16 protein-coding genes and 1 tRNA gene are annotated in these 14,998 nt (G+C 40.2%); 10 read left to right on the top strand and 7 right to left on the bottom strand.

Going from position 1 to position 14,998, the window contains the following annotated elements; genetic code table 11:
• Nucleotides 1-59: 59 nt before the first annotated feature.
• On the top strand, nucleotides 60-818 hold the full coding sequence (truA, locus tag AC6JAD_RS01460) for a tRNA pseudouridine(38-40) synthase TruA (protein WP_461304259.1): 759 nt from the start codon (nucleotides 60-62) through the stop codon (nucleotides 816-818).
• Nucleotides 819-826: 8 nt separating this feature from the next.
• Entirely contained in the window at nucleotides 827-2,608 is a 1,782-nt protein-coding gene (locus AC6JAD_RS01455) for an ABC transporter ATP-binding protein (protein WP_461304258.1), read from the top strand.
• Here the strand turns inward: AC6JAD_RS01455 and AC6JAD_RS01450 are convergent.
• The 3 genes from AC6JAD_RS01450 to folP are packed head-to-tail and all read right to left on the bottom strand — an operon-like array spanning nucleotide 2,572 to nucleotide 5,002.
• Complete coding sequence (locus AC6JAD_RS01450) at nucleotides 2,572-3,393, bottom strand: DUF3667 domain-containing protein (protein ID WP_461304257.1); 822 nt, start codon at nucleotides 3,391-3,393, stop codon at nucleotides 2,572-2,574. The genes AC6JAD_RS01455 and AC6JAD_RS01450 overlap by 37 nt on opposite strands.
• 4 nt (nucleotides 3,394-3,397) lie before the next feature.
• Nucleotides 3,398-4,180, bottom strand: coding sequence for a diadenylate cyclase CdaA (cdaA, locus tag AC6JAD_RS01445; RefSeq protein WP_461304256.1), 783 nt, complete (start codon nucleotides 4,178-4,180; stop codon nucleotides 3,398-3,400).
• Between the two features lie 42 nt (nucleotides 4,181-4,222).
• Nucleotides 4,223-5,002 carry a dihydropteroate synthase gene (gene folP / locus AC6JAD_RS01440; protein ID WP_461304255.1) on the bottom strand — a complete coding sequence of 260 codons (780 nt, stop codon included), beginning with the start codon at nucleotides 5,000-5,002 and terminating at the stop codon, nucleotides 4,223-4,225.
• Nucleotides 5,003-5,109: 107 nt separating this feature from the next.
• On the opposite strand from folP, the gene AC6JAD_RS01435 reads away from it, so the two are divergent.
• The 8 genes from AC6JAD_RS01435 to AC6JAD_RS01400 all read left to right on the top strand — a co-directional run bounded on the left by AC6JAD_RS01435 (nucleotide 5,110) and on the right by AC6JAD_RS01400 (nucleotide 11,640).
• Nucleotides 5,110-5,655 (top strand): DUF1599 domain-containing protein, encoded by a 546-nt coding sequence (locus tag AC6JAD_RS01435; protein ID WP_461304254.1) that lies wholly within the window; start codon nucleotides 5,110-5,112, stop codon nucleotides 5,653-5,655.
• 24 nt (nucleotides 5,656-5,679) lie between these two features.
• Nucleotides 5,680-7,392 (top strand): BT_3928 family protein, encoded by a 1,713-nt coding sequence (locus AC6JAD_RS01430; protein ID WP_461304253.1) that lies wholly within the window; start codon nucleotides 5,680-5,682, stop codon nucleotides 7,390-7,392.
• 4 nt (nucleotides 7,393-7,396) lie between these two features.
• The gene (locus AC6JAD_RS01425; RefSeq protein WP_461304252.1) at nucleotides 7,397-8,467 is read left to right on the top strand and encodes an ABC transporter permease; all 1,071 of its coding nucleotides are present in this window, start codon (nucleotides 7,397-7,399) and stop codon (nucleotides 8,465-8,467) included.
• A gap of 23 nt (nucleotides 8,468-8,490) precedes the next feature.
• On the top strand, nucleotides 8,491-9,243 hold the full coding sequence (gene tpiA / locus AC6JAD_RS01420) for a triose-phosphate isomerase (RefSeq protein ID WP_461304251.1): 753 nt from the start codon (nucleotides 8,491-8,493) through the stop codon (nucleotides 9,241-9,243).
• A gap of 10 nt (nucleotides 9,244-9,253) precedes the next feature.
• Nucleotides 9,254-10,090, top strand: coding sequence for a 50S ribosomal protein L11 methyltransferase (gene prmA, locus AC6JAD_RS01415; protein WP_461304250.1), 837 nt, complete (start codon nucleotides 9,254-9,256; stop codon nucleotides 10,088-10,090).
• Nucleotides 10,091-10,152: 62 nt separating this feature from the next.
• Entirely contained in the window at nucleotides 10,153-10,428 is a 276-nt protein-coding gene (locus tag AC6JAD_RS01410) for an ATP-dependent Clp protease adaptor ClpS (RefSeq protein WP_461304249.1), read from the top strand.
• Between the two features lie 167 nt (nucleotides 10,429-10,595).
• Nucleotides 10,596-11,456: a M57 family metalloprotease gene (locus AC6JAD_RS01405; RefSeq protein ID WP_461304248.1), complete on the top strand. Its 861-nt coding sequence runs from the start codon at nucleotides 10,596-10,598 to the stop codon at nucleotides 11,454-11,456.
• A gap of 110 nt (nucleotides 11,457-11,566) precedes the next feature.
• Nucleotides 11,567-11,640, top strand: a tRNA-Arg gene (locus AC6JAD_RS01400).
• A gap of 218 nt (nucleotides 11,641-11,858) precedes the next feature.
• Here the strand turns inward: AC6JAD_RS01400 and AC6JAD_RS01395 are convergent.
• The 4 genes from AC6JAD_RS01395 to AC6JAD_RS01380 form a co-directional block, all read right to left on the bottom strand.
• Nucleotides 11,859-12,290, bottom strand: coding sequence for a hypothetical protein (locus AC6JAD_RS01395; protein WP_461304247.1), 432 nt, complete (start codon nucleotides 12,288-12,290; stop codon nucleotides 11,859-11,861).
• A 22-nt stretch (nucleotides 12,291-12,312) separates the two neighbouring features.
• The gene (locus tag AC6JAD_RS01390) at nucleotides 12,313-13,416 is read right to left on the bottom strand and encodes an Acg family FMN-binding oxidoreductase (protein WP_461304246.1); all 1,104 of its coding nucleotides are present in this window, start codon (nucleotides 13,414-13,416) and stop codon (nucleotides 12,313-12,315) included.
• Nucleotides 13,417-13,439: 23 nt separating this feature from the next.
• Nucleotides 13,440-13,994 carry a hypothetical protein gene (locus AC6JAD_RS01385; protein ID WP_461304245.1) on the bottom strand — a complete coding sequence of 185 codons (555 nt, stop codon included), beginning with the start codon at nucleotides 13,992-13,994 and terminating at the stop codon, nucleotides 13,440-13,442.
• Nucleotides 13,995-14,091: 97 nt separating this feature from the next.
• Complete coding sequence (locus tag AC6JAD_RS01380) at nucleotides 14,092-14,991, bottom strand: alpha/beta fold hydrolase (RefSeq protein WP_461304244.1); 900 nt, start codon at nucleotides 14,989-14,991, stop codon at nucleotides 14,092-14,094.
• Nucleotides 14,992-14,998 lie beyond the last annotated feature (7 nt).

Genomic DNA, 14,998 nt, shown 5'->3' with positions numbered 1-14,998 from the left:
TTTATTAAGAAAGGATTAACCTTTTTGCGGAAGGTGTATTTTGTATTTTTACTGAAATTTTGAAAAGCATTCGCTTGCGGTATTTTATTCAATTATCATATAACGGAAAGAACTATCACGGATGGCAAATCCAACCAGATGCCATTAGTGTGCAGGAAGTGCTTGAAAAGGCTATATCGACTTTACTGAGAACGGAAACAAAAGTAACAGGGGCAGGAAGGACCGATACAGGGGTACACGCTAAGCAGATCTTTGCACATTTTGATGCCGAAAAGATTGCAGACCTTACAGAGTTGAAATTTCGAATCAATTCGTTTCTTCCCAAGGATATAGCCGTTCAGGATATATTTCCGGTAAAGGAAGATGCCCATGCACGATTTCAGGCTGTTGAAAGGGAATATGAATATGTACTGGTTTTCCAAAAAGATCCGTTTAAGCAGGAATTTGCTTATTTCGTTCAGAGGAAACCTGACATGGATCTTATGAACGAGGCGGCACATATTCTATTGGACTATCAAGATTTTCAATGCTTTTCGCGAACAAAAACCGATGTAAAAACGTATCATTGTGATATTAAATCGGCTTCTTGGAAAGAAACAGAAAACCAGATGGTTTTTACCATTAGCGCCGATCGTTTTCTCAGGAATATGGTTCGTGCTATTGTGGGGACACTGTTGGAAGTGGGTTATGGAAAAATGACCTTGGATGATGTACACGAAGTAATTAAAAGTAAGGATCGGGGAAGAGCAGGGGCTTCGGCGCCAGCACATGGTTTATACCTCACAAAAGTGATCTATCCTGAAGATATCAAATTATAAAATGAATTATGGCAGACGCGAAAGGTAAAGCGTTCGATTTTAAATTGTTTAAACGACTTATGGGATATACCCGTAAGTACCGTCTTACTTTTTATTTTACTGCATTTGCCGCCATTACGATGGCAGGATTGGCAATATTGAGCCCGGCTATTCTGAAAAGGGTGATAGATGACGCCATCCTAAAATATAATTATACCCTAATGGTTCAATTGGTAACCATTATGTTGGCCATTCTTATAGCCGAGGTGTTGTTTCAGTTTGCTTTCATCTACTTTGCCAATTGGTTGGGACAAAATGTGATTAAGGACATTCGGGTGAAGCTCTTCAAATTAATGCTGAGTTTCAAAATGAAGTATTACGATAAAAGCGCGGTAGGAAGGTTAACCACCAGAGCGGTAAATGATATTGAAACCATATCCAGTATTTTTAGTCAAGGACTCTTTATGATTGTAAGCGATCTCCTGAAAATGCTAGCAGTTGCCGCATTTATGCTTTACGAGAGTTGGCAATTGGCCTTGATCGTGTTTTCAATCTTGCCTTTCATAGTATATGCAACACGAGTGTTTCAGCGAGCAATGAAGGGTGCTTTCGAGGAAGTGAGAACCCAAGTGGCCAATCTCAATTCGTTTGTGCAAGAGCGAATTACAGGTATGAAAATCGTACAGGTGTTTGCTAGGGAGGCGAAAGAATACAGAGAGTTCAAAGAAATCAATACCAAGCATAGAAAGGCATGGATAAAAACGGTTTGGTATAACTCGATTTTCTTCCCTATTGCCGAAATGTCCGGCTCACTTGCCATAGGTCTATTGGTTTGGTATGGAGGGCTTAGGGCCGTAACGGAGGATCTTGCCGGTCCCGGAGACATTACTTTGGGTCAGATAACTATTTTTATTACCCTTACCCAGATGTTGTTTCGCCCATTGCGACAAATTGCCGATAAATTCAATACGTTGCAGATGGGAATGGTGGCTGCCAATAGGGTATTCGAAGTTCTTGATACCAAATCGCATATTACAGATGAGGGTACAATTGAATTGAATCAGGTAAATGGATTTATAGATTTCAAGAAGGTTCATTTTGGATATAATGAAAAGGAGGAGGTCATTAAGGGGATTTCGTTTTCGGTTGCTCCTGGACAGACCATAGCACTTGTGGGTGCTACAGGCGCTGGAAAGTCCACCATCATCAATTTACTATCACGGTTTTATGAAATCAACGATGGTGAAATTTGCATAGATGGTATTTCTATAAAAGAGTATACTTTACAGTCCTTAAGAAGCCATATCGCAGTCGTATTGCAAGATGTCTTTTTGTTTGCAGATACCATTTTCAACAATATCACTTTAGGGGACCCATCTATTTCGGAAGAAGAAGTTATTGCGGCAGCTAAGGAGATTGGGGTTCATAAGTTTATCTCTTCCCTGCCAGAAGGATATCAATACAATGTAAAAGAAAGGGGAAGTATGTTGTCATCGGGGCAGCGTCAACTCATCGCCTTTTTACGGGCCTATGTGAGCAAACCCAGTGTGCTGGTCCTAGATGAGGCCACCTCCTCAGTAGACACCTATTCGGAAGAGTTAATACAAAATGCCACCGACAAAATCACCCAGGGAAGAACGTCTATTGTGATTGCCCATAGATTGGCAACGATCAAAAAAGCGGACCAGATTTTGGTGATGGATGCTGGTAAAATTGTTGAAAAAGGTACGCACAAAGAGTTGTTGAAAAAAGATAATGGCTTTTATAAAAACCTCTATGAAGTCCAGTTTATGATAGAGGAAACGATATAGCTAACGCCTCTTTTTTCTTTTTCCGCTTGAATCATTTCTTCCAGACCACCAGAGAAGTATAGATATGCGAACTGTATGATTCCGGCAACAATCATAAGGCCTAGCAAAACACCAAAGAAAAGAAGAGTTCTAAGAATTATTTTTCCGAGGGATAATGGGTACAGTTTTTTATAAATGTAGCCTACATAGATCATGAGCAATAAATTCATTGCGTTACCAACTATAAAATAGTTTCCTCCCAAAGCTACACTGGCGGTCAGAATAATAAAATTGGTAATGGCAAACTGGGCCGCTGCATATGACATGACTACCAGATGTTCTGTATAATTGAATTTCTTCAATCCCGTATAGGTGAGCTTTGCAAGAAGCGCATAAAGCGGAAGGTTAATTAAGGCCAAAAAACTATAATAATCGAAGGCCCAATCTATGTTAGCCACCTCCTGGGGCTGGGTAGTCGGGACAAAATTCAAATCCATGGATTCTGGGTAGAATTTACGAATCACAAATAATTGAATCCCGGTAAAGGTAAGGGCTATGGCGTAATAGCTTAAAACGTTCACATACTTCTTACGGGTACCGTTAATATAGGATCCGATCACCTCGTGAGGTTTTCGAAACATCGAAAGATAGGTTTTTAAAAACCTATTGTCGTAATTAAGGAATTGCTCTTGAAAGTCTTCCCAAATATTCTTTATGGTAAGCCTATTTCGAATAACTTTCGCACCACATTTTTCACAATAATTATGTGTAGAATTAAGTACAGATGAACAATTCTTACATTCCATGGTATTAAAAACTGAGGTCTTTTTTGAGTAATGATTGAAGTTCATCCAAACCATCGTATAGCACAAAATCACCTTCTTTCAAGTAAGAAATCTGGCCATTTTCTTCCGAGACCACAATACACACAGCATCACTTTTTTCGGTAATCCCGAGAGCAGCGCGGTGCCGCAAACCAAAACGCTGAGGTATTTTCTTTTCATTGGAAACAGGGAGGATCACCCTAGTGGCCGTAATGATATTCTCTTCAATTAGGATGGCGCCATCGTGCAAGGGACTATTCTTGTAAAAAATACTTTCAATGATGGGTTGGTTTACTTCAGCATTCATTTTATCGCCGCTGTTCTTTACGAATTCCAAACTATTGTTTCGCTTAAGCACTATGATGGCTCCCGTATGGCTTTGGCTCATTTTGGCACAGGCCCGAAGGATAGCAGAAATATTGGTTCGGGATTCTTCATCGGAGAAGAGATTAAACCGCTGTAACATTCTTTTACGGGCAGAGAAGTTGGTAGAGCCTATCATGAGTAAAAACTTCCTGATTTCTTGTTGGAAAACAACCACTAGGGCCACCATTCCGACACCCAGAAAACCTCCTAGGATACGACTAAGTAAAAGCATATCCATAAGGACGGTAAGGCGCCAAATTCCATACATGATTACGATCCCAACGAATATATTGATGGCCACAGTTCCTTTTACCAATTTATAGAGGTAATACATAAGGGCCGCCACAAGAACGACATCAATAATATCTATAATCCGTATTTCCTGGAAATCGAATAATTCCAATGCTATTAGGCTTTTTGTAAAAGTAGGTTAATTTTTGAAATCTTAAGAAAGCTGTTTTAGGTTTTCCAACAATGTGACGCACTCCATCGCTTCTTTTACATCGTGTACCCTTAGAATGGAAGCGCCTTTTTGTAATGCAATGGCATGAAGGGCAGTGGTTCCATTCAATGCTTCATTGGGGGTGCTGTTAAGTGCCTTATAAATCATTGATTTTCTGGAAACCCCAACAAGAATGGGTTCTTCCAACGGCAATAACAGATCCAAATCGGCAAACAATTCAAAATTCTGTTGAAGGGTTTTTGAAAATCCAAATCCCGGATCCACAATAACATCGTTTATCCCGGCCTGTCGAGCGGCAGCCAATCGTTCCGAAAAATAGTAGCGTACCTCTGTGGTTATATGGTCGTACCTTGTATCTTCCATCATTGTGTGGGGTGTTCCGCGCATGTGCATTATAACATAGGGAACTTGATACTTGGCAACGGTATCCAGCATGTTATCATCCAGGAGTCCACCGGAAATATCATTCACCATACAAGCACCCATTTCAAGGGCATTTTTTGCGACTTGGCTTCGAAAAGTGTCGACCGAGATTAGGGCTTTCGGAAATTCTTTTAGTATCGTTTCAATGGCTGGTAACACACGTTTCAATTCTTCTTCCTCACTAATTTCGTCAGAACCAGGCCGAGTGCTGTAACCTCCAACATCTAAAAACGTGGCACCTTCCTCTAAATGGGTGGAGGCCTTAGCGAGAATTTCGGATGTTTGAGTGGCCCTGCTAGCCTCAAAAAATGAGTCTGTCGTAACATTTACAATCCCCATTATCTTAGGTTTGGAGAGATCGACTAGGGTGCCTTTACAATTGAGGGTGTACAATTTTTTAAATTGATTTATTTAAGCGAAATTTACACAAATTCTTACACATATTTATGTCAGACACTTCCCTTCAGTATGATAGCGTTATAGAAACCTGTAGATCGCTGTTCATCAATAAAATGAAAGACTATGGTAGCGCTTGGCGCATTCTTAGATTACCTTCCTTAACGGACCAAATATTCATAAAGGCCCAACGTATTAGGAGTCTTCAGCAAAATGAGGTTCGAAAAGTGGACGAGGGGGAACGGAGTGAATTTATTGGGATAATCAATTATTCCATTATGGCACTGATTCAGTTGGAGATGGGTGTGGTAGAACAACCGGATTTAGATGTGGAGAAGGCAACTAGATTGTACGATGAGCAAATAGCGGTTACCAAAAAGCTTATGATGGATAAAAATCACGATTACGGTGAAGCTTGGAGGGACATGCGCGTAAGTAGTTTGACCGATCTTATCCTTCAGAAATTATTACGGGTGAAGCAGATTGAGGACAACCAAGGTAAGACGTTGGTAAGTGAAGGTATTGACGCAAATTATCAAGATATGATCAATTACAGTGTTTTTGCTATGATTCATCTAAACGAATCCATTGGCTAATTAGCACTCCATAAACTATCGAATATGAAAATACTTGTTGGGATTACCCGAATATTTGTTGGAATTCTCTTTATCATCAGCGGAATGATAAAACTCAACGATCCAGTTGGGTTCTCGTTTAAGTTGCAGGATTACTTTGCACCCGAAGTGCTGAATTTAGAATTTTTGGTTCCCTATGCGTTGGGAATTGCCATTTTCGTAGTGGTTTTTGAAGTGCTTTTGGGCATTATGATTATTGTGGGCTATGCCAAGAAATTTACACTCATAAGTCTCTTGGGGATGATCATTTTCTTCACCTTTCTTACCTTTTACTCGGCCTATTTCAATAAAGTTACGGACTGTGGATGCTTTGGTGATGCGCTTAAATTGACCCCATGGCAATCGTTTTGGAAAGACATAGTGCTTTTGGTACTCATCCTTATCCTCTGGTTTGGAAGAAAGCATATTCAACCTTTCTTCTCTAAGATAGGACGGAGCCTAATCGTTACGGCTTCATTGGTGTTTTGTCTGTGGTTTGGATACCATGTGTTAATGCATTTGCCGGTTAAGGACTTTAGAGCTTATAAAATCGGGGCCAATATAGAAGAGGGGATGACCGTTCCCGAGGATGCCCTCCCACCGATTATTGAATATATGTGGGAATACGAAATCAATGGCAAGAAAGAAGTAATTGTAAATACAACCGGTCGTGATCCCAAGCCAGAAGGCGGAACACGTATTGGGGTAGAAACGCGATTTGAACGCGAACCCTATGAACCGCCCATTCACGATTTCTCTATGGAACGGGATGGCGAAGACTTTACGTTCGAATTTTTAGGGGAGGAACACCTCCTAGTGGTTATAGCCTATAATCTTGATAATACCGAACATCAAGGATTTGGGAATATTAAAACGGTAACGGACGATGCCCTTAAGAAAGGGTATAAGGTCATTGGGCTCTCTGCCTCCAGTACGGAGGAAACAGAAGAACTGGCAAAACGGCATAAGTTGAATTTCAAGTTCTATTTCTGCGACATGACCACCCTCAAGACGATCGTTAGAAGCAACCCCGGAATTTTAGAATGGCAACAAGGAACCATTATGCAAAAGTTGCACTGGAACGATGCTTTGGATTTACAATTAAGTGAGCAGGAAGGTGCTATGCCCAATCTGGATTTTAAATTAAAGCAAAGCTTGGATAGTATAGGCGTTTTGGATCAGCGTTACCGTGCACTCATGTATACCGATTCTGAAGAAGAAAGGGCACAATTGGCAATGGAAGCTGGTTTTGAAGAAGAAGATTATGGGATAGATGCCCTTTGGGGCAAGCAATCTGCCATAGATTCTACCAACATGGAGTTTGTTTCAAAAATATTTGATGAAAAAGGATACCCGGGTAAGTCTATTGTTGGGGAAGAAACCCAAAGTGTAGCCTGGTATGTATTGCAACATAGCAAGCGAATTCCAAAGTACATCCCAATCATTAAAAAAGCTGGTGAGGATGGAGAGTTACCCATGAAGTTGGTAGCCATGATGGAAGACCGTTATCTAATGGGTAAGGGAGAGCCCCAGATTTACGGAACCCAAGGACAAACCATGAACGGCAGAAGCTATATTTGGCCGATTTCCGATCCTGATAATGTAAATGCAAGAAGAACTGAAATTGGCTTTACCGAACCCATCGAAGCATACGCCAAGCGTTTATTTGGTGATGATTTCGAATATGAGGTGCTTACCATAGATGATTTAAAAAACTAGGAGGATGAGGTACGTGCTTCAAAAATTGGGTTATTCCATACTCACTTTATTTGGAGTGGTTACCGTCATCTTTTTCCTGTTTACCATTTTACCGGGCGATCCTGCGCGTATGATGCTCGGACAAAACGAAAGTGAGGAGCAGTTGGCCATTGTTAAGAAGAAGTATGGGTTCGATCAGCCCATCTATAAACAATATCTCTATTACCTAAACGACCTTTGCCCACTTTCCTTTCATAGCAGGACCGAGGGAGATTATACTTATCTGCGGGAAGGCAAGTACGAGGCGTCTGCGTTATTTTCATTGGGCAATACCGAGGTGGTTTTTAAATGGCCCTATTTACGGGAGTCCTTCCAAAAGAATGGAAAGGAGGTAAGTAGTGTAATAAGGGAAACCCTGCCCAATACTTTTATTTTAGCCATATCGGCCATTTCCATTGCTATTTTTTTAGGAATTGGCTTGGGAATCATTTCTGTGGTGTACAAAGATGGATGGATAGATAAAACCATACAGTTGGTAAGCACCTTGGGCATGAGCGTGCCTTCCTTTTTTAGCGCCATTGTTTTTGCATGGTTGTTTGGCTACGTGCTTCATGAATATACCCAATTAAATATGACAGGAAGCTGGTACGAAGTAGATGACTTTGGGGAAGGAAGTTATATTCAATGGAAAAACCTCCTGTTACCAGCAATTGTATTGGGGATTCGCCCATTGGCTGTCGTAAGTCAATTGATGAGAAATTCCTTGATCGAAGTACTGGCCCAGGATTATATTAGGACTGCCAAGGCAAAAGGCCTGTCTTATTTCACCATCATAAGGAAACATGCCTTAAAGAATGCATTAAACCCTGTAGTTACAGCAGTTTCCGGATGGTTTGCGTCCATGTTGGCAGGAGCCGTGTTTGTTGAGTATATATTTGGTTGGAATGGTTTGGGAAAGGAAATCGTAGATGCATTGAATACTTTAGACCTACCTATCATAATGGGCGCTGTTTTAATCATAGCCCTATTATTTATAATCATTAATATAGTAGTAGATGTACTTTATGGTTGGTTAGACCCTAAAGTGAAAACATAATAGTTATTGAAAATACCAGAATTATGAGAAAAAATATTGTAGCAGGAAATTGGAAAATGAATTGTGACCTGTCGGAAACGGATTATCTATTGTCCCGATTAATGGAACAAAAATTGGACCCTAGCGTTCAAGTTATTGTTACACCGCCTTTCGTTAATTTATATAGTGCCTATAATCTTCTTAAAAACACTCCCATCCAGGTAGCGGCGCAAAACATGCATCAAGAATCGAATGGTGCGTATACAGGCGAAGTGTCCGCCCAGATGCTGAAAAGCGTAGGTGTGGAGACCGTTATTCTCGGACATAGTGAAAGGCGTGCTTATTTCGGTGAGGATAATGCTTTGTTGGGGAAAAAGGTTTCTGCGGCATTGGAAAACGAAATGAAGGTGATTTTTTGTTTTGGGGAAGAATTGAATGAACGCAAGGAAAACAGGCATTTCGATGTGGTAAAACAACAATTGGAAGAAGGATTGTTTCATATTTCTAAAGACGATTGGAAGCAAATAGTATTAGCGTATGAGCCAGTTTGGGCCATAGGAACAGGAGAAACAGCAAGTCCGGCGCAGGCGCAGGAAATGCACCATTTTATTAGACAGACCATTGTTGGGGCTTATGATGAATCTATTGCAAACGAGGTCTCTATTCTATATGGAGGCAGTGTAAAACCGAACAATGCGGCCGAAATTTTTGGCAAGCCCGATGTGGATGGTGGTCTCATTGGAGGGGCCTCTTTGAAGGCTGAAGATTTCTCTGCAATTGTGAATGCATTTAATTAATCTTAGGTAGGTGTCCACGTATATAGAATATGATTTTAGGGTAACCCCTTTGCAACCGGGAGTTGAGATTTTAATAGCTGAATTGGGATATGCCGGATTCGAAAGCTTTGTTGAAAATGAGAAGGGGGTGAAGGCGTATATTCAAAAAGATGATTGGAGCAATACCATTTTGAATGATATCCAAATTTTACACTCTCCCGAGTTTCAGATCAACCATAGCCATACAGAAATTGAACAGGTAAACTGGAATGCGGAATGGGAGCGTAATTTCAATCCCATTGTGGTGAATGATGATTGTGCCGTAAGGGCTCCTTTTCATGAACCTTATAATGTAACCTATGAAATCATCATAGAGCCTAAGATGTCATTTGGCACGGGACATCATGAAACCACCTATATGATCCTTCAGTTCATTTTGGAAAATGATTTCGAAGGTAAAACAGTACTGGATATGGGGTGTGGTACGGCAGTTTTGGCGATACTTGCCGAAAAACGGGGAGCCACACAATTGGATGCTATAGATATTGACGAATGGTGTGTGGAAAATAGCGTGGAGAACTGTGAAAGAAATCAGTGTCAACATATCAAGGTGCAATTAGGGGATGCCGCATTGTTAACGACCGAGCCTACTTACCATACTATTATTGCCAATATTAATAGGAATATTCTTCTTAAGGATATGCCTGTTTACGAAAGTGCGTTGTTGCCGAGTGGTGAGCTGTACCTTAGTGGGTTTTATAAAGAAGACCTGGATAGGATCAAGGCATGCTGTGAAGGCTTAGGAATGAAATATGTAACCCACAAAGAGAAGAACAACTGGATTGCTGCGAAATTCGTTAAGTCGTAAATTCACGATCTAACAAATTGATAATAGGGTTTTTGTGCAAAAATTTTTAAATTTGGGGTACTATGGGAACTCAGGAAAAACTGCAAGAAGACCTCTTGGTCTTGGAACAAGAGGATAAAGAAAACCAGATTGTACTCTATAATGACGATGTAAATACGTTCGACCATGTTATAAACATGCTTATCTATGCCTGCGACCATACTCCGGAGCAGGCCGAACAATGTTCCATTATTGTCCATTACAAAGGAAAGTGTACCGTGAAATCTGGGTCCTTCGATGACCTAAAACCACGCTGCAGTAAATTGCAGGAAGCGGGCTTATCTGCCGAAATTATCTGATTTTACGGTTTTACCCTACTGAATTTATGGATTAATGATTTATCATGTTTAACGCATTTTCATTGAATTAAATTTATAAAAAATAGATTTTTGATGGATTATTAATAAAAATTTACTAAATTTGAGCAACAAACCTAATTTAGTACTAATCACTAATACCATCAACAATGAAAAAATTCAAGTATGGATTTTTAGGCACTTTGTGCCTAGGTCTTATTTTGGTTTCCTGTTCCAAAGATGAGGAAATCGCAAATGAACAGGAATCCGCCAATCTTACCAAAGAGATTCCTCAAGACGTAGTAGATGCCGCTGGCATTTTAGAACTCAACACCAACTTCATTAAGTACGATACCTTCTACTTTCCCGACGGAACTTCGGAGGAACGATTGTTTTTCGAAGAGGACGTGGTGTTAAGTGAAGAAGAGCTTTTTGCCCTAGCGAAAGCAGCCGAAGATCAGCAAAGTGAAACCGATCGACAGTATCGTACGTTCAACCTAGTAAGCCAAGGAAGAAACATTTCTATAATTGGTTACACGGGTGGAGGCGGATTTGGTCTTTCCAGCAAAGAGCAAACGGCCTTGCAATGGGCGGTGAATAACTACAATCGTCTAAGTGGGGTTTCCATTAGTTTTACCCTGACCTTTGGAACCAATTGGCAGACAAAGGATATGGTAGTATACCGTAATCCTAACCAATCCGGATCTGGAGGAAGTGCAGGATTTCCAAGTAATGGATTGCCTTATCAATTTGTTCAGATTTATGGATTGTCCGGATACAGTACGAATGTGAATGAGCATGTAATTACGCATGAAATCGGACATTCGGTAGGATTCCGTCATACCGATTGGTTCAGCCGTCAGAGCTGTGGCCAAAATGTGAATGAAGGTGCTGGTAGCATTGGCGCCGTTCATGTAAGTGGAACTCCAACTGGATATGATTCAACTTCTGTAATGCTGGCATGTTTCAGCAGTAATGAGGATGGAGAATTTAACGGTAATGATATTACCGCATTGCGCAATATGTATTAACAAACCGACCTTAGTATTGCAACAATGAACCGCCATTGAGAGATGGCGGTTTTTTCATTTTAAATTTGATTTAATAAACAAAAAAGTTTTATATTTGCAGCCCTTAAAACGGCCTCGTGGCGCAACTGAATAGCGCATCTGATTACGGCTCAGAAGGTTGCAGGTTTGAATCCTGCCGAGGTCACTTAAAGTATAAATCCACTCCTTGACGGAGTGGGTTTTTCGTTTCAGGGAATGTCAAAAGCCACTGCTTTTGTAAATGGATTGAAATGAAAATGGATATCGCCATTTTCGGCGATGAGAGCTTTATATTTTCACATGGGGATTCAAAGGAACACCGAAGGATAATCCTGCCGAGGTCACCACAAGCGGAATCCCGATGCATTTTAGCATCGGGATTTTTCATTTCGAAGATGTATTCGGCTTTTGGACGTTATTGATCGCTTTAGAACCTGACCTTATGCTATACGCTAGGATCGCTTCAACAATACCAACTGCTAGATACAGCAGATGCAAATAATGGATGGATTGGAGAAAATAGACTTGAACCACGATCCAAGCTATTAAAATTAACCCTAACCAAAAGCCCAATCTTCCGGCATATGGTTTCTTAGTAAGCGAAGACCATGCACCGATGGCATGAAAAACACCATTAAAAGTAAAAAGGAAAATTCCCGGAATTAGAAAGTCTTGAAAAGGGGAGTGCTGTAACATTTCAAGCGGTGCTCCTATAGCCGAGCCGCTGGGGTCAATAATCACAAAAAGTCCAGCCGGAATAGCCCCTATGGCTACAAATGCCTGAATTAAACCTAAGGTACTCATTGCTTTTTTCATCGTACTCTTCAAACTATTATCATTATCCTTGAACTATGACTTGATCTATAGGCCTGCGCATTGTTTTTGGCATTTCAGGACCGTACCCAAAACGCACTAGCAGATCCGTTCGACGGTCTCCAATGCCCAAATAGTCTGCAAATTGAGCTCTCACCTCTGGTACTTCAACAGGTTGATTTATAAAGGCATGTTTTAGCCCTAAGGCCGTAGCTTGTAAGGCAAAGCGCTGATAACTTCTTCCTGCCTTGATCCAATGTTCTATAGTATCCTTGTCCGAAATGAAGGCTATTACACCTGCAGAGCTTCGCATTTGTTCCATATACTTGTCGTTCTCCGCTTTTTCGGTAAAGGCCATACTAAAGATCAAGTCTCCCAGCCAATTGGGTGCCGTGGGGTTGCCCGTTGTTGCCGAGAACAGGCCATCACCATGTTTGCGTGCAGAAGAGGCATTGTACCTTATCCATTTCTTAAGCTCTCTTATAAAAGCTTCATCGCGCATTTGAGCAGTATTGCCTTCAACTAAATATTCCAAAATAGTTTCCATATCCTTTTTATCGGTAAATAGTTGCGTGGATATCCCTTCATCTTGAGCGGACATTTCCAATATCTTTAGCTCATTTCCTGCTACTTTCTTTCCATTATATGTGACTTTTGTACATTGTCGTTTGGGTATGGCCTGAAACAATTGAGTGTTTTCAATGGACATAGGTTCAAAATCTATTTCAATCGTATTATTTTGAACATAAACGTTGGCTTTTAACCCAAAGGCTTTGGCGGCGTGTACAATGTTTTCTGTAGCACAACCCAGACTGGCGTACAGATGGTGATCATCTGGATCAACAACTGGACATCTGCGGTCAAAATCAGGAGAAATGGTAATACTTCGTTTTCCTATTTTGAAAAGCCAAGGTTGGGTATTGTGACTGTTAGCTGCTAAAGTGGCATATCGAACCAATTCTTTCATAACGACTTCATCTGACCCAGTAAATTTGCTTGAATGGCTCCAAATAGTAGCCACGTCCTTATTGTATTTACTCATTTGGTAATTGTTATTGATAAAATAGGTTGCTCCGCCAATGGCTACAACTCCTATCCCTGCAAGGGTTATAAATTTTCGTCTTTTCATGGTTTTAAATCTTCATTGTTGGGCTAAAAATGCCAACCTAGCTTAAGCGAAATTTCGGGTGTAAAAAAAGGTGTTTTGTAGGTGCTTTGGTCTACTCCTACGTCTTTATCCCCGGCTATTCTAAGATGTCCTGCTACCCAAGGATTCAAATAAAAATTTTTATAGAACTTCCAGACATATCCTCCGCCAAGGGTGAATATGAAATTTTCGTATTCCGAAATTTCCAATTCTGCATTGGTTTGTATCTCAGCATCCCAATACTCTATTCCTGGTCCTATCCACCAGCCATTAAAGTCTGGTTTAAAAAAATAATCCACAATGGCGGCATAAACTTTCATATTATTATTGGTAAATCCATCTTCTAGGATAAAGTCTGGTGTTTCTATTTTTGTAATAACTGCCCTATATCTGAAATGCTTGTGACCGATCCAGATCGAGCCATAATATCCCTTGAAAATATACGGTACTGCATCAAGTTCAAATCCGACTGTGGTTTCATGGGTTGTTGAACTATCGGTTTGACCAAAACATAACCCCACAGAAAGGATAAGTAAAATGGAAAAAAAATGTGCCTTCATGATTTTTGTTTTAAGTCACAAAGTACTTCCTTAGAGCATTATATAAAATGATGAAAATCAGTTTGTTGATTGAATTGAGATGGTTTGTTTATAAACCTTATTCTTCCTGTAGAAAATTGAGAATTGTTCGGTTTACTATCACTGATTGGGAATGTGTTATATCATGACTGGCATCAGGTATAATCTCTGTTTTTATTTGTGGCGCAACGTAATTAAGCCGCTGCACAACTTTATTTGGAGCGTACAAAACTTCTTGATCCCCTATAAGATATAATGTAGGAACTTTCAGGTTTTGTAAATCACGATCCGACATTACAGTTGAATTGACAAATTTTCTTTTTTTAAAACACTTTCCTGCCAATACAACTTCTTCAATCATTTGATCGGCCTTAGCTCGACCTACTGCTCCTTGTTTTACCAAACATTTTCTTTCCCAATTCACCAGTCTTCTTACAAAAAAATAAGTTGGGAAGAAATGGGTTATTATGGCAATTATTAAGTACCCAACTCTTGGTTGCATCACCGTTGAGGAGGGGGAGATTAGTATAACTTTATTAAGTCTTTCGGGATGTGCAAGGGCATAGATACTGGTTAGCCATCCACCGTATGAGAATCCCAAGAGATTAATATCATGTTTCAAATTTAATGAGTTAAACAATTCATTTAACCAGTTAACAAAATCTGCCGGCTCTTTCAATGGACGGGAATATATGCTACGGCCATTATCATAAATTTGGTCTAATGCATAGGTTCTGTACTGTTCTGAAAAATCCTTTATCTGAGGTATCCATGACAGTGAATTTTCAGTATCTCCAGGCAAAAGAATTAAAGGTGGTTTATCTTCTGGACCACTTATCCGGACATAGGTCTGACCATAAGAAGTTTCAATATATTTATTCTCTGATGGGACAGGCCATAGTCTAGCATGTTCATCATAAAATGCAAGATATTTTTCTTTCGCCTTTTCTGACTTAAACGGATGATATGATTCATTCATTGTAATA

The organism is Aureisphaera sp. (assembly GCF_059726885.1).
This window is presented reverse-complemented; position numbering and strand designations above follow the sequence as displayed.

Excerpts from the sequence above, each read along its gene's own strand:
- AC6JAD_RS01435 (WP_461304254.1), top strand. The coding sequence starts at position 5,110 with ATGTCAGACACTTCCCTTCAGTATGATAGCGTTATAGAAACCTGTAGA.
- AC6JAD_RS01380 (WP_461304244.1), bottom strand. The coding sequence starts at position 14,991 with ATGAATGAATCATATCATCCGTTTAAGTCAGAAAAGGCGAAAGAAAAA.
- tpiA (WP_461304251.1), top strand. The coding sequence starts at position 8,491 with ATGAGAAAAAATATTGTAGCAGGAAATTGGAAAATGAATTGTGACCTG.
- folP (WP_461304255.1), bottom strand. The coding sequence starts at position 5,002 with ATGGGGATTGTAAATGTTACGACAGACTCATTTTTTGAGGCTAGCAGG.
- AC6JAD_RS01430 (WP_461304253.1), top strand. The coding sequence starts at position 5,680 with ATGAAAATACTTGTTGGGATTACCCGAATATTTGTTGGAATTCTCTTT.
- AC6JAD_RS01395 (WP_461304247.1), bottom strand. The coding sequence starts at position 12,290 with ATGAAAAAAGCAATGAGTACCTTAGGTTTAATTCAGGCATTTGTAGCC.
- AC6JAD_RS01425 (WP_461304252.1), top strand. The coding sequence starts at position 7,397 with ATGAGGTACGTGCTTCAAAAATTGGGTTATTCCATACTCACTTTATTT.
- AC6JAD_RS01450 (WP_461304257.1), bottom strand. The coding sequence starts at position 3,393 with ATGGAATGTAAGAATTGTTCATCTGTACTTAATTCTACACATAATTAT.
- AC6JAD_RS01390 (WP_461304246.1), bottom strand. The coding sequence starts at position 13,416 with ATGAAAAGACGAAAATTTATAACCCTTGCAGGGATAGGAGTTGTAGCC.
- AC6JAD_RS01410 (WP_461304249.1), top strand. The coding sequence starts at position 10,153 with ATGGGAACTCAGGAAAAACTGCAAGAAGACCTCTTGGTCTTGGAACAA.
- AC6JAD_RS01385 (WP_461304245.1), bottom strand. The coding sequence starts at position 13,994 with ATGAAGGCACATTTTTTTTCCATTTTACTTATCCTTTCTGTGGGGTTA.
- AC6JAD_RS01455 (WP_461304258.1), top strand. The coding sequence starts at position 827 with ATGGCAGACGCGAAAGGTAAAGCGTTCGATTTTAAATTGTTTAAACGA.
- AC6JAD_RS01405 (WP_461304248.1), top strand. The coding sequence starts at position 10,596 with ATGAAAAAATTCAAGTATGGATTTTTAGGCACTTTGTGCCTAGGTCTT.